The 14,503-nt window shown below is 36.2% G+C and carries 13 protein-coding genes; 3 read left to right on the top strand and 10 right to left on the bottom strand.

The features are described 5' to 3' along the window. Position 1 precedes the first annotated feature (1 nt). From HWQ42_RS33920 to HWQ42_RS33965, 10 genes are all read right to left on the bottom strand, one after another. Positions 2–973 carry a GDP-mannose 4,6-dehydratase gene (locus HWQ42_RS33920; RefSeq protein WP_292820152.1) on the bottom strand — a complete coding sequence of 324 codons (972 nt, stop codon included), beginning with the start codon at positions 971–973 and terminating at the stop codon, positions 2–4. A gap of 180 nt (positions 974–1,153) precedes the next feature. Continuing rightward, entirely contained in the window at positions 1,154–1,522 is a 369-nt protein-coding gene (locus tag HWQ42_RS33925) for an EamA family transporter (protein WP_292820154.1), read from the bottom strand. Between the two features lie 43 nt (positions 1,523–1,565). Continuing rightward, on the bottom strand, positions 1,566–3,806 hold the full coding sequence (locus HWQ42_RS33930; protein WP_292820157.1) for a hypothetical protein: 2,241 nt from the start codon (positions 3,804–3,806) through the stop codon (positions 1,566–1,568). Positions 3,807–3,922: 116 nt separating this feature from the next. Beyond that, positions 3,923–4,669, bottom strand: a complete 747-nt coding sequence (locus HWQ42_RS33935) for a glycosyltransferase family 2 protein (protein ID WP_292820160.1) — start codon at positions 4,667–4,669, stop codon at positions 3,923–3,925. 7 nt (positions 4,670–4,676) lie between these two features. Continuing rightward, positions 4,677–5,240 carry a class I SAM-dependent methyltransferase gene (locus tag HWQ42_RS33940; protein ID WP_292820163.1) on the bottom strand — a complete coding sequence of 188 codons (564 nt, stop codon included), beginning with the start codon at positions 5,238–5,240 and terminating at the stop codon, positions 4,677–4,679. A 211-nt stretch (positions 5,241–5,451) separates the two neighbouring features. Beyond that, positions 5,452–6,645 (bottom strand): glycosyltransferase, encoded by a 1,194-nt coding sequence (locus HWQ42_RS33945; protein ID WP_292820166.1) that lies wholly within the window; start codon positions 6,643–6,645, stop codon positions 5,452–5,454. Next, a complete protein-coding gene (locus HWQ42_RS33950) occupies positions 6,642–7,730 on the bottom strand; it encodes a glycosyltransferase family 4 protein (RefSeq protein WP_292820169.1) in 1,089 nt (362 codons plus the stop codon). The genes HWQ42_RS33945 and HWQ42_RS33950 overlap by 4 nt, the downstream gene beginning before the upstream one ends. Before the next feature lie 60 nt (positions 7,731–7,790). Further along, complete coding sequence (locus HWQ42_RS33955; protein ID WP_292820173.1) at positions 7,791–9,113, bottom strand: methyltransferase domain-containing protein; 1,323 nt, start codon at positions 9,111–9,113, stop codon at positions 7,791–7,793. Between the two features lie 50 nt (positions 9,114–9,163). Continuing rightward, positions 9,164–10,453, bottom strand: a complete 1,290-nt coding sequence (locus tag HWQ42_RS33960) for an ABC transporter ATP-binding protein (protein WP_292820176.1) — start codon at positions 10,451–10,453, stop codon at positions 9,164–9,166. Between the two features lie 172 nt (positions 10,454–10,625). Further along, complete coding sequence (locus HWQ42_RS33965) at positions 10,626–11,474, bottom strand: ABC transporter permease (protein ID WP_292820290.1); 849 nt, start codon at positions 11,472–11,474, stop codon at positions 10,626–10,628. Positions 11,475–11,908: 434 nt separating this feature from the next. On the opposite strand from HWQ42_RS33965, the gene HWQ42_RS33970 reads away from it, so the two are divergent. From HWQ42_RS33970 to chlG, 3 genes are all read left to right on the top strand, one after another. Beyond that, entirely contained in the window at positions 11,909–12,100 is a 192-nt protein-coding gene (locus tag HWQ42_RS33970; protein WP_292736781.1) for a DUF2862 domain-containing protein, read from the top strand. A gap of 120 nt (positions 12,101–12,220) precedes the next feature. Next, complete coding sequence (locus HWQ42_RS33975; RefSeq protein WP_292820179.1) at positions 12,221–13,321, top strand: ArsA family ATPase; 1,101 nt, start codon at positions 12,221–12,223, stop codon at positions 13,319–13,321. Positions 13,322–13,453: 132 nt separating this feature from the next. After that, entirely contained in the window at positions 13,454–14,500 is a 1,047-nt protein-coding gene (chlG, locus tag HWQ42_RS33980) for a chlorophyll synthase ChlG (protein WP_292820182.1), read from the top strand. The last annotated feature ends 3 nt before the right edge of the window (positions 14,501–14,503 follow it).

The following is a 14,503-nucleotide window of genomic DNA, read 5'->3' on the forward strand; positions in this document are numbered from 1 at the left end:
TTTAAGCTCCGCCGTTACTCAATTTTTTTAGATCATAATCAACCATAATCTCAACCAATTGCTCAAATGAGTACTGAGGCTGCCAACCTAACTCTATCTTAATTTTATTAATGGAACCAACTAACTGGACTGATTCATCAGGACGATAAAAAGCAAGATCAACTAAGACATAATCTTGCCAGTTTAAACCAACGCAGTTAAAAGCACACTCAACGAGTTCTTTGACAGAGTGAGTTTCACCACTGGCGATGATATAGTCATCAGGATGTTCTTGCTGCAACATCAGCCACATAGCGTAAACAGCATCCTTGGCGTAGCACCAATCACGACGGGCATCTAGGTTGCCTAATTTTAATTCATTTGCTAAACCTAATTTAATTTGGGCAGCTGTGTGCGTGATTTTGCGAAATACAAATTCTGTCCCACGTCGAGGCGATTCATGAGTATAAGTAATACCACAGCAGTTATAAAGGTTGTATTTCTGCCGATAGTTGACAGTCATCCAGTGAGCGTATGCTTTGGCAACACCGTAAGGGTTGCGAGGACGAAAAGCAGTACGTTCGGTTTGGGGTGATTCGTCAGGCTGACCGAAGACTTCACTACTGGATGCTTGATAAAATCTGGCATCTGGTTTGCAACGACGAATAGATTCTAAGAGACGAGAGACGCCGAGGGCAGTATATTCAGCAGTGAGAGCAGGTTGTGTCCAAGAAAGAGGAACGTAGCTTTGCGAGGCTAGATTATAAATTTCGTCAGGTTGAGCTTCCGTAATCACATCCATTAAAGATGACTGATCCAAAAGATCACCAGAAAGGATTTGGATATCGCCAGAAAGGTGATTGACGCGCTCAAGATTACTGGAACTTGAGCGGCGGACTAAGCCGAAGACTTGATAGCCTTTGGTTAATAGTAGTTCAGCAAGATAAGAACCGTCTTGTCCTGTTAAACCTGTAATTAGAGCTTTTTTAGTCATGTGGTCATGTGCTACAACAAAATTATCAAGACTGTGGAGATGTTAGTTATAAGGTATGAAAATTAGTAGGGTAGCAATTAACATCTCTGGTTAAAAGTATCATGTTTATAATGGCTATATAAGCGCTGAGAGCTTTTTATTATTGATTTTTTAATGAGATTTATTAGATGCAACTGGGTTTTACTTTTGCCAAATTACCAAGATAACTCCACACACAATAAAACTCAAGCCGATAAGACGGGTTACGGGAATAGCTTCTCTAAATATAAAATAACCCAACAGAACTGAGAAAACATAAACTAAGGATATAGATGGACCAGCAATACTTAGATTGACTCTGGTTAAAAGCATGATGTATGCTAGCGCACCCAGACCGTAGCACCCTAGTCCTAATACAAGTTCAGGTGTTATGAGAATGCTAAGAATGTGGCTAACAACATTTTCAATATGAACTCTACCTAACTTTAGCGCACCTGTTTTTAAGAAAAACTGTCCGCCTACACTTGTAGCAACAGACATTAGTAGTAAAGCAAATTCTTGTATGTTCATATTATTTTCCTCATACTCATTTAACTGAAGGAACAATTAATAATCAATCTGAAGTAACTGTCACATCAATTTTAGGGTATGGAGATTGCTTATCACTAAACCAAGCAACTGTTTCCTGCACCATTGTTAAAATGAGAGTATATTTTCCTGGTTTAGTAGGTGGTCTGATAACTGCGTTAATTGCTAGCGACTCTCCAGGAGATACATCAAAAGGCAGAATCGTGCGATCGCCATCTGCAACTACCAATTTGCCACTAGCATTTAGCCAACGATAGGAAAAATTTGTTGGGTTAAGCCCTTTATTATACCAAATAAAACTGCTTTTATTCTTAAGAAAAATGGGAATTCTCAGTGTTGAGCCAACTTTAATAGTTTCTATATTATTAATAATTTTTATTTCTTGTAAGAAAATTGGTTGGAAAATTAGTTGCAAATTTGTGACTTTTTGTTTTCCTACATTAATATCTAGTTCGTAAAGCGGCTTGCCAGTAGAATTAGGAAATTCACCAATTCCTTCACTCACTAAGTCAAAAACAAGCTTATATCTTCCTGGTTCTTTAGGGAAAGTAATAGAAGCGATCGCCTCACTTACGTCATTTTGTCTTGGATTACCAGAAATATAAAGTCGAAGATCACTAACTTCTTTATTAAGTTCATCATAAAAGCGACATCTTACGCGTATTTCTCCCCTTTCCAGCGCAGACTGATAACCAAACCACGTTGATTTACCCTTGTTTTCAAGCTTGGCTTTCAGAACTTTTTCAGCCCCTGGTTCGACTGAAATCAAATAATTAAGAGGTTGGTTATTCTTATCCGTAATTTTTGTTATTTTTCCACTTAAACCTTGGAGATATACTTGTTTATCTATGGGAGGTTTAATAAGTTTGTGAATGACAGCTTGAGCATGTCTCTCTATTTGACTATCTCTTAAACTCCAAAGCCTATATTGATATTCATACTTATCAATATTTAGAGGAATTGGATTCCACATCATACCAGGATTAGCACCAAAAGCTCCAAGCAACTGAGTTAATGTGGAAAATGCTATTAATGCTGCAAACATCAAAAAATTGATAACGGATATTTTTCTAGAATTTAGTTTTTTGCTGACTTGATTAGTAAAATAATAACTAATTAAATAACAAATTATTGGCATGATATCGACTAGAAATCTTGGACCATAAGAATGTCCGGCCCACCACACTTTATAAAAACCATAAGTACTCAATAAAATTATAGAAGCAATGGTCATGCTTCCTATTAGCTTCTCATCTTTAGCAAACCTTAATTTTAAAACTTGATAGACTCCAGGAAAGGAATATAAAACTATTGGAGAGTAAACAAGAAGACCTCGGCTAGGACTAATTAGCGTTCCCAAAGATGCGGTTATGAAATTATTTAACGTGAACAAATAGGGAGAAACAGGAAACAACTTTAAATAAGCACCACTGAGGTTACTAAAGTAGTATAAATTCCATAAAATACTTGGTACTGCCGAAACCAAACCAAAAAATAAGAAAATTGATTGAAAGCGATAGATAAAAACTGAGTAGACAATAGTAGCAATTACATATACTATACTTGTAGGACGAATACCAGGGAGAAATCCACAAGTAACTCCTGCTAATAACAACCATATTTTTTGACTTTTTTCTGAAGTACGGTTAGCCTTGAATAGGCAATATATAGTACTTGTAAGCATTAAATTGGATGTTCCATGTTGCCATAATCCCTGCGAACTCGTCATCCACGTATTAGTAGCAAAAGCAAATATAAATGTAGAAACTAAAGATATAGTTAAACTAAACTTTAATCTAACAGATAGATAAAATATACTAACTGTGATAGATGTGATTATCGTAGCAGCAAGTTTTTCAAAAAAGATTCTATGTACATCGAAACTTACAGATGTTAAGTCAAGAGGGAGCTGCCCAGCATAATAAGATGCTACCTTTAGATAAGCATAAAAAATTACATACAAAGGGAAGGTAATAATTGCAGTTCCTATAGGATATGTAGAACTCAAATGCCCATTATTTGCCTCAGCAAAAAAATAACAATTTCCATAGCTTGTCGAACAAAAATGACTTGTCCTGAAAGCATCTAAATTTAAAGTATGGTTTTCAAGTAGGTTGAAACCTAATAACGTATTTGGAACAGTATCGCCAGCACCAATTGTTACTCCATTAGCAAGATAGATTACAGTAGAAACTAGAAGAATTAATATAGGTAGTAGAAGCTCATATATATTATTAATTTTTCTGTGATTAAGTTTACCTATCATTGTATTTTATGGATAAATTAATAATTGTATGAGTTGTAAAAGAATTCAACTTTAGTAAAAAGTCAGACGAGAATCATAATAATCACGGCATAATTCTGGCTTACCTTATTTAATAATTAAATTACTTTTTGCTTGGATGAATAATTTATATAAGGCGGTTTATATGTTTTAGTATTAACCAGAAGATTGTATTTCAAAATGCATATAATTGCTCTAACTCCATCTTTCCAACTTATTTTTTTGCCTTCCTTATAAGTTCGTCCATAATAAGATATACCTACCTCATAAATGCGACATTGCATTTTCGCAACTTTAGCTGTGATTTCAGGTTCAAATCCAAAGCGATTTTCTTGTATTGTGATAGATTGAATAACTTCTCGCCGAAAAGCCTTATAACAAGTTTCCATATCTGTCAGGTTAATATTAGTGAACATATTAGATAACATTGTTAAAAAACTATTTCCTAACATATGCCAATAGTAGACTACTCTATGAGGTTTGCCACCCTGAAAACGCGAACCAAAAACTACATCAGCTTTATCATCTAAAATAGGTTGAATCATTAACGTATATTCTTGTGGATCGTACTCCAAATCTGCATCTTGAACGATGACAATATCTCCAGTAGCACTAGCAATGCCAGTTCTTAAAGCTCCACCTTTACCTATGTTTTTGTGATGGTAAATTACTTGGTCTACCTGTGACTGTATCTTTGATTGAAGTAGCTCTCTCGTTCCATCTATTGAACAATCATCCACTATAATAATTTCACAATTTTTTACAGGCGATGCTTTGACAGCTTCTACAACTTTACTGATAGTTCGCAATTCGTTATAACAAGGAATCACAACAGATAGCTTCATATAATAATTAACCCCTCTTAGTGACTATACAAAAATTGTTCATCCAAACCTGAAAATATTGGTGTTCAAATCCCTGAAATCCAGCTAAATCTACCAAAACTTTTCTAAGATTTTCACGCTTATAATATCTTTTATGATCTCGAATTTCTGCTTCACTCACTATTTTTAATCTGTAAGCTAAAAATTCTAGTATTGACTGTGACCAAACTGATGGAACTGTCAGTATCAGTTTACCTTGAGGAACAAGAACTCTATAAATCTCTTTTAAAATGTCTTTTTCATGTTCTATGTGTTCTAAAACTGCCAGCATGGTTACAACATCAAAGCTTTCATCCTTAAATGGCAAATGATTTTCAAACATTAGCTGCTTAGTTTGTATATTGCCTAAGTGGAAATCTTTTACTTTAAAATCAACACCAAATCCCTGTTTAATATGAGGAGAAATGCTTTTGAGGAAAGTTGCTGAACTGCCACAACCTACATCCAAAACAACAGAGTTTTTAGGAATGTGGGATATTACTCTTTTAAGCCGGAGGTATCGTAAGATGGGTTCTAAAAACGGTTCTTTCATGATCATATTTATTTCTCATAGCTAAATGAGATTAGTTGATAACTTTTTATAAAGTTGCTGGTGAAGCATATACATACAAATTATGTACCGCGTCGAAGCAATTCGTGAGTATAAATAATATTACAGTAGCTGTAAAATTTTTCATAAAAATGTTGCTTATATTAATAAATTATATAGACATATTGTTAATATTATATTTATTCTATAAATATTACTTATCGCAACAGGAATTAATTATTTCCACCAACTTATTTTTAATGCTAGTCAAAGCATAGTTGGAGACTACGTAATTTCTAGCTAGATTTCCCATTGCTGCCAATTGGTGTTGATTCGCCATCATTTCTTGTATTACTGTAGAAAATTCATCATAGTTATGATAAATCTTGCCACCACCGCTACGCTCAACGTGTTCTACTAATACCTGACAAGAGCCATTAACTAATACTGGTGTGCATTGAGCCATTGCTTCTAAAGTTACTATACTAAAACTTTCATAAGGCGATGGCATAACAAAAATAGATGCTCCAGCCATGAGTTTAAATTTTTCTTCTGACGAAACAAAACCTCTAAAATCAATGTCTGGATGATTTGGTATTTCTATTTCATTTTTTCCAGTTAAAATTAATCTTAAATTAGAAGAAATATCTTTTTTAAACTTAATAAAGAAATTGATTAAGTCATTACACCCCTTAATTGAATCAATACGACCACAGTAGAGAATATATTGGTATTTAGCTTTAAAAGGACTATAAGGAGTTGTCTCCACACCCATTGACACAACCCTGCCAGGTAGTTCTCCCCATAACTTCTCTCCCAAAATTTTTTCCATATTAGTCAACCAGACTAAGAAACGTGCCTTACGAGCCATATACTTATACGCTGACAAATACGCAGCCGGTTCTTCATGGAGAGTTGGTACTAGCAAAATTTTAGAAGAAGGAACTCGATCTATTCCAAAGTAAGTAGTTGGATATAAATAAGTTGTAAAAATAATAGATTGATAGTCACTCCATCGCTGTTTTAGAAAAGATAGCAAAGGCAGTGAGTAAGGGCCTTGAGTGCGAATAAATTCTTCCTGAAGTGCGATACTCCAAGATATAATTTGGCTATTTTCCGTTTGCCTAAACTTGGTTTTGTCAAACTCTCTTAGAAGTCTTTTATGCAAGTTATGCCAGTAGTCACTTCGGCCTATAGTAACTGGGAAGCGATGAATATTTATACCTTGCTTGGTTTCACAACCAGGAGGTAATTCATTAGCCCATGTAGTATAATTTAATGCAGTTGTAGTAATTATATCGACCTTAAATTCATCACTGAGCAAATTAGCATACTGCCACGCTAAAGTTTCTGAGCCTCCTACTATACTTTCATGACTTCTTTGAACAACGATAGCAATCTGTTTCATTCTATGCTCTTGATCGCCCTCATAAATTTAGATTCGATTTGTTCATTCGTAAAAGTTTCTTGGTAGCGCCGCCATCCCATATCACCTAAAGTGACGCTAATGGATTCCTTACTAGCTATACAGTCTATTGACCCAGCCATAAGATAAGGATCTGGTTGCTCCCAAACCAAACCTGCTTTTCCGACTGTATAAGGGATAGCAGTTGAACCATAAGCTACAATTGGCACTTTCATAGCCATAGATTCAACGAGTGGCACGCAAAAACCTTCATGTTCACTGGTAATCATAAAGGTATTAGCAACAAGATAGTAAGCTTTGAGACTTGCAGTAGAAACGCCTCCTGTAAATATTACCGATTCTTGCAAACCTAAATACTTAACTTTTTCATAAAGACGTGTAGTGTAAATATTTAGACGATCATCTTGTTTCCCAACAACGATTAGGCGACTATTTCTATTGTAATTTTTGTGGTAAACATCAAAAGCATCAATTAGAGCAGAGTGTCCTTTATTAGGAGCAAGACGACCTACCATTAAAATGTTGACTTTTTCATCTAGATATTTATCTAAAATACTAGTGTCAGAATCAACATATTGCAAATCATCAATATGATGAAATGGTGGAATTACTAAACTATTTTCTTGAGAAACTCCCATTGAATGTAATTCATCTGCATTATATTCAGAGTCAGACAAATATAAAGCACCAGGCACATCAGCAATAAGCTTTAGTTGTTTTCTTCCTGCTTGACATACGCTAGCATAATCTGCATTAATACCCTGGAAAAATTCAGGCGGAGTGACGTTATGGTATTTAATAACCTTAATGCAATTAATATGATTAATGATATCAAGAGCAATATCCCAACCAACGGAATAATGATAAACTAATATATCTTTTTTTTTTGTGATAAAAGATTTAACTTGATTTACATGTTTAATATTATTTATAGAAGACTCCCAATAATCTGCGAATAACTGGGCGTTATAACCGTATTTTTTTAAACAATGATACATTCCAATTACATCATTGCTAACCGCATCACCTTCTATAATACAAGGGGTTAAAAGAGCAATATTTATCATCGTTGACTCCTGATAACAAAGCTAATTTTAAATACATTTATAAATTCAATTGAATTGAATTTATATTCTTTTATATCCAACTACAGCATAATCTTGATAATTCATTTTTTGAATTTTGAAAATCCGAACTGATTCAGGAATAAGAGAAGAATAAATTATTTTGACTGACTTAAATCCATGCCACTCTAATATAAACTTTAACATTTCAGGAGGAATGGGTTTAATATGAGTAGGATCTTGATAAAAATTTGACAGCCCATATAAACTATGAGGGTTTACTGTTTCTATTATGATTACTCCGTTATTAACTAACTTTTCAAATGAAATACTCAGAAACTTGTGGATGTATTGAAAATTTAAATGTTCGACTACTTGAAATGCAGATATGCCACAATATTGTTCATCATGACTTTCAAGATAAGCTAGTATGTCTGATTCATATACATCAAATCCACTCTTCCTTAAGTTATCTATTTCCAATTTATTTAAATCAACACCTATATATTTGATGTTATTTTCAGTCAGATTTTGAATAAATTCACCTCTGCCACATCCTGCATCAAAAAAACGATATAATTGACTAATATCAGGGTCAATAAATTTTAGATAAATCTTCTGTTTTTCTTTAACAGTTTCAGAATTATAAAATACATTTTCAAATAAATAGTAAAACAAATCTTTTTTATCATGTTGACAATGTTCTTCAATTGGTATTTTAGACAAAGAGATCGCTGTATTAATGTAAGATTCTTCAGCAACTTCTAGACAAGCTGGTAAGTTTTCTATAACTGTAGTACTGAGTAGTTTATCTACAGAACTTAAATGTTCATCTATTCCTTGTACTCGCATATTTAAGGTATCTAAACCTTCTTGAATACCAGTTAGCCAACTGTTAATTAAAGTATCAATGGCATTTAAGCTGTCATCTATTCCTTGAATACTGTTATCTATAGTAACAGTACTTTCATCTAAACCTTGAATGCGATTATCTACTTGGGTTTTTAAAGTAGCAATTTGCGCTATTAGCTGGTAGTTAATTGCTAAAGACTCTTTCAGAGAATTAATTACATTAAAATTGACTTCTCGTTGATCTTTGAAGATAAAGTTGATGACTTTTATAATAATTTTTTGGAACTTAGTACTAAAGTTAAAAGGAAAGAAATTAAGTTTATCTGGCCACTTTGTACGTATGCTTGAACGAGATTCTGCATTGTTAAGAAAGGTTTCCATATAACTAATACTTAACTGAAGCTTTGATACATCGAGATTAGAATCTAAATTTATTTTTATTTTTTGAGAATAAGCTTGACGTTTAACTACCTCTTCACGAATTGTATGCATTAATTCATCAACATTAATTTCAGGATTATTTGCTTCCATCATTTTCAACCAATTTTATTATTTACTATATTTCTGGAAGATTGATTATATTCTTAAAATTTCGGCTCTATGACATTGTATTCTTGGTTATCTAATTTTACGTTAGACTGTAAGTCTACTAAGCCCTCACAGAAAATTCTGTTATTTACTTCAAGAACGACCAATTCATCGATCCAATCATAACTAAAACCTTCTTCAGAATGTATTCCTACGGTTACTGTATACACTCCCCTATTCAGATAGCATGGAACCTGAAATCTAACTGTCAATTGTTGCTTGTTTTCTAAGTTTGGTAGTTTAATATTAAGTAAATGACTATTAGTTCCATAAATTACTAATCCTATCAAATTTCTAATTGAAATACCTACAATTAAGTCTGATAGTTCAGCTTGTGCTTCTAGTAAGATGTTAATCTGAAAAGTTTTCCCTGTTTCTAACTGTATAATTTCTTTACCTTCTAAATTGCTAATTTTAACGTCTTTAATAAGAGCCAATTTATTTCCATGCCGATGTATAGAATTATTTTCTTTATTTTTGATGAAATCATTATCATTATTTAAATTTTCTATTTCTTCTAGAGTTTCCTCTTCAAGCTCCGCTTGATTTGGTGTTGAGCTTAGTAAAGCAATGTAATGATTTACAACTTCTTTGGGATTACCTATTTCTAACATTCTTCCATAATTTAAGAGTGCTGCACTCTTACACAACATCTTGACACTTCCAGAATCATGAGAAACGAATAAGATAGTTACGCCTTGTTCTTTAAGCTGACGAATTCTCTTCATACAGCGAGCTTGGAATTTTGCATCTCCTACAGCTAAAGCTTCATCTACAATTAAGATACTTGGTTCCGTATTAGCAACGACTGCAAATGCTAGTCTTAATACCATACCACTGGAATAAGTTTTAACGGGATGTTCTATAAAATCTCCTATCTCTGCGAATGCGGCAATATCATCAAATTTAGCTTGTATTTCGTCTCGACTTAACCCCAAAATTTGCCCATTAAAAAATACATTTTGCCTTCCAGTAAATTCAGGATTAAAGCCGCTACCTAGTTCAAGTAAAGCTGAAACTCTGCCGTTAACCCATATATCTCCTGTAGTTGGTGTCAAGGTTCCAGCAATAATTTGTAGTAATGTACTTTTACCAGAACCATTTTGACCAATAATTCCTAATGTTTCTCCTTTAAGAATTTCCAAGTTAATATCTCGTAACGCCCAAAACTCTTGAGCGTGGCTCTTAGTAGGTAATAAAATTTCTTTGAGCCTATCTACTGGACGAGCATATCGCTTGTAGCACTTTGAGATATTCTTCAGTGAAATTGCAATCTCCTCACCCATAACACCACATACTTAAATTACTAAAAAAATTAATATGTAAAATTTTATCAAATAACAATTAATTAAATCGTTAAAATCTTGGCTTTTTGTCGAATCATATCGCTATCTACTATCTAATTAAAATTAGCATTTGCTTGTTTTAAAAGCAGTTTAATAATGAAATCTGGTCTGGCTACAATACATCTGCAAAAGATGGGCGCAAACGCTTGTACACTGTAAAACCAAAACAAAATATAATAGTTGCGATCGCAGAAGCAACTCCCCATTCACCCCAGTGCTTCATCTCTCCAACTAAAACTATGTCACGATAAACTTCTGCGATCGCTGCCATTGGATTTAACCAGAATACCAAATTCCGCCATTGCTCTGGAATTGCTAATGCTGGATAGACAAGCGGTGTTGCATAAAACCAAATATTTAAAATCACTCCTAAAGTCTGAGGGATATCTCGCAAAAACACCGTTAGTCCGGCTGTTAAATAGCCCAAGCCTGCTGTTAGCAATAGCTGCGTTAGCCAGACCAAGGGTAATAGCGCCAAAGTACTATGTAAAGTATGAGTACTTACCGCCACGAAAAAAATCAATGCCATTAAACCAAAGGAACTCTCAATAAAGGTTGATAAAACTGGCACTAAAGGTAACAAAGCTAAAGGAAACACCACCTTCTTGACTAAATTCGGTTGTCCTAGTACCGAATTAGCAGACTGCATTAGACCACCCGTAAAAGCAATCCAAGGAAGTAACCCTGCAAATAACCACAAACCAAAGGTAAAATCATTTGCTGGTAAACCTTTGAGAGTAGTCAGCTTCACCTTCAGTACGGTAGAAAAAACATAAGTATAAATCAGTAATTGTGATAACTGATTTAGCAAAGGCCACAAGTTACCCAAAACAGAACCCTTGTAACGTGCCTCTAAATCCCGGCGTACTAGAGTTCTTAGTAAGTCGAACTTTACCCATAACTGTTCATCTATGGGCAAGATGCGCCTGCATCTCCCTACCTTACGTACAACTCCCCGCATTGTCGGCAACAATTTCTGCTTCCTCGCTTACTACTCACTATCCGCTCACCTAATTGCTCTCACTGAAGCCTATTATATTTATGAAAGTTCCTTTTTCAGGGACTTAAAAATATAAAAAATATCCAACAACTTATTGTGAGGCGGGTGAGACACCCACCTTTGGCTAGCCCTGGGCAGGATGCCCACCTCATATATATTGGATAATTTATTTGTTGGAAATCTCTTCCGTGCTTTTAGAATATATCATCACGAGAAAATTGTATCCAAATTATCTTGGTGATCATACAATAAATAGGATATTGAACCTCAGAAGTCATTAGTCATTTACTATTTTCCTTCATCTTCCCCAGTTCCCTCATCTCTACTGAATTTATGAAAGCAGAGTCACGGATTCCGTTACACTGAGACTTGGTTTATCTGAATTGTAATCAGGCATGGAAATCGGACAAAAGGTTAAAGTCTTTCGTTTACGCGATCGCGTTTCTCCCCCAGTTGTAAAAAAACTCGGACAAGTGGGTATCATCCAAGGCTACAAAGTCACCGATGGTGGTGGAATCGGTGTAGTGGTGCTGTTTGACGATAATTATTCCACTTGGTTTTTTGAAGATGAAATCAAACCTGTGTAGTAGTAAAGAACTCAGATCGGAGTTTTTCTTGGCATCTGAAATTGAAAGCACAGGTTGAGAATCTTTATTGAGTGCTAAGTTGGAGTTGAAAAGCTCGGCGGTGAAAATAGGAATCAAGTAATGGCTCTAATATTGACATTTTTGGGCAAAGGCGGCACCGCTCGTACCAAAATTGCGATCGCCGCCGCCAAATTATTGGCAAGTCAAGGCAAGCGCGTACTCCTAGCAGGACAAGCAGAACCAACATTATCAATCCTTTTGGGTACTCCCATTGCTGCCGATCCTCAAGAGATCGCTCCCAAGTTACAGGCGGTACAGTTTCAAGCATCTGTACTACTTGAGCGCAACTGGGACGAAGTGAAGAAACTTGAGGCGCAATATCTCCGCACGCCCATCTTCAAAGACGTTTTTGGTCAAGAACTGGTAGTATTGCCGGGGATGGACAACGCCCTAGCTCTCAATGCTATCCGCGAATATGATGCCAGTGGCAAATATGATGCGATCGTCTATGATGGCACGGGTGACTCTTTAACGTTGCGAATGTTGGGTTTGCCAGAATCCCTCAGTTGGTATGTCCGGCGATTTCGGCAATTATTTGTCAACTCCGATTTGGGGAAGACGATTACTGAATCACCCTTGATTCAACCCCTGATTAGCAGTTTTTTCAATATCAACTGGACAGCAGATAATTTTGCAGGGCCTACCAACCAAGTCAATAATTTCTTGGAAAAAGGGAGAGCCGCTCTTGCCGATCCGAAGCGTCTTGCTGCTTTCTTAGTGACCACAGGAGATCCAATTGACGTAGCAAATGCTCGTTATTTATGGGGTAGCGCTCAACAAATTGGTTTAACTGTCGGTGGTGTTCTGCTTGTGTCTCCTGAGACAAACGTCAATCTGCCAGAGGAATTTATACCCCTACCTGTGAGCGTTGTTCCCGACTCGCCAACAGGTGACTGGCAACCACTGATAGACGCACTACCCAACTTTGAAGCACAAGCTTTACAGGCTCCTAAACCAATTGAAATAGACATCCACAATCGTCAAGTACGCTTATTCTTGCCAGGATTTGACAAAAAGCAAGTCAAACTCACCCAATATGGGCCAGAAGTCACGGTAGAAGCAGGAGACCAGCGGCGGAATATTCCCCTACCCCCGGCTCTCAGTGGCAGACCCGTTGCTGGAGCAAAGTTTCAGAATAATTATTTGATAATTTCGTTTTAAGTTATGGGAATGGGGCATGGGGAATGGGGAATGGGGCATGGGGAATAGGGAATAGGGAAGAAACTTAATCCTAATGCCCAATGCCCAGTACCCAATGCCCAATGCCCAATGCCTAATTAATCAGTAAAAATTATGTCAGAATCAACTCCCATTACCCCAGACCCTAACCCATCTGAGGCATTAGACTCAGTGGTAAATAATCCCAATGATCAAGCAATAGCATCCGCCGATCGCAATGCGAAAACTAGGCAGTTGCTGGGGATGAAAGGTGCATCTGCTGGGGAAACTTCAATTTGGAAAATTCGTTTGCAGCTAATGAAGCCGATTACCTGGATTCCCCTAATTTGGGGCGTAATCTGTGGTGCGGCTTCTTCGGGTAACTATACTTGGACACTGGAAAATGTGTTGAAAGTATTAACCTGTATGCTGCTGGCTGGGCCATTGATGACAGGTTACACCCAAATCCTCAATGATTACTACGATCGCGAAATCGATGCCATCAATGAACCCTATCGCCCGATTCCCTCTGGGGCAATTCCCCTACCCCAGGTAATTATTCAGATTTGGGTACTACTGATTGCTGGTATTGGTTTGGCGTTTGTGTTAGATGTGTGGTCTGGTCATGAATTCCCGACTATTACAGCGATCGCAATTATCGGTTCCTTCATCGCCTATATTTATTCTGCACCTCCCCTGAAACTCAAGCAAAACGGCTGGCTAGGTAGTTACGCCTTGGGTGCAAGTTACATTACCCTACCTTGGTCTACAGGACACGCTTTGTTTGGCGAACTCAATTCCACAATTGTGGTTTTGACAATGTTCTACAGTTTGGCTGGATTAGGTATTGCCATTGTCAATGACTTTAAGAGTGTAGAGGGCGATCGCCAGTTAGGATTAAATTCACTACCTGTAATGTTTGGCATTACCACTGCGGCATGGATTTGTGTAGTGACGATTGATGTCTTTCAAGGATTGATCGCAGCTTATCTTGTCAGCATCCATGAGAATTTGTATGCAACAATACTAGTACTGTTAATCATCCCGCAAATCACCTTGCAGGATATGTATTTCCTGCGCGACCCTGTGAAGAATGATGTTAAGTACCAAGCCAGCGCCCAACCTTTTCTTGTGCTAGGAATGCTAGTAACAGGTTTAGCTCTTGGTCATGCTGGTATTTAAATA

The organism is Nostoc sp. JL23 (assembly GCF_017115065.1).
GTDB classification, from domain to species: domain Bacteria; phylum Cyanobacteriota; class Cyanobacteriia; order Cyanobacteriales; family Nostocaceae; genus Nostoc; species Nostoc punctiforme_A.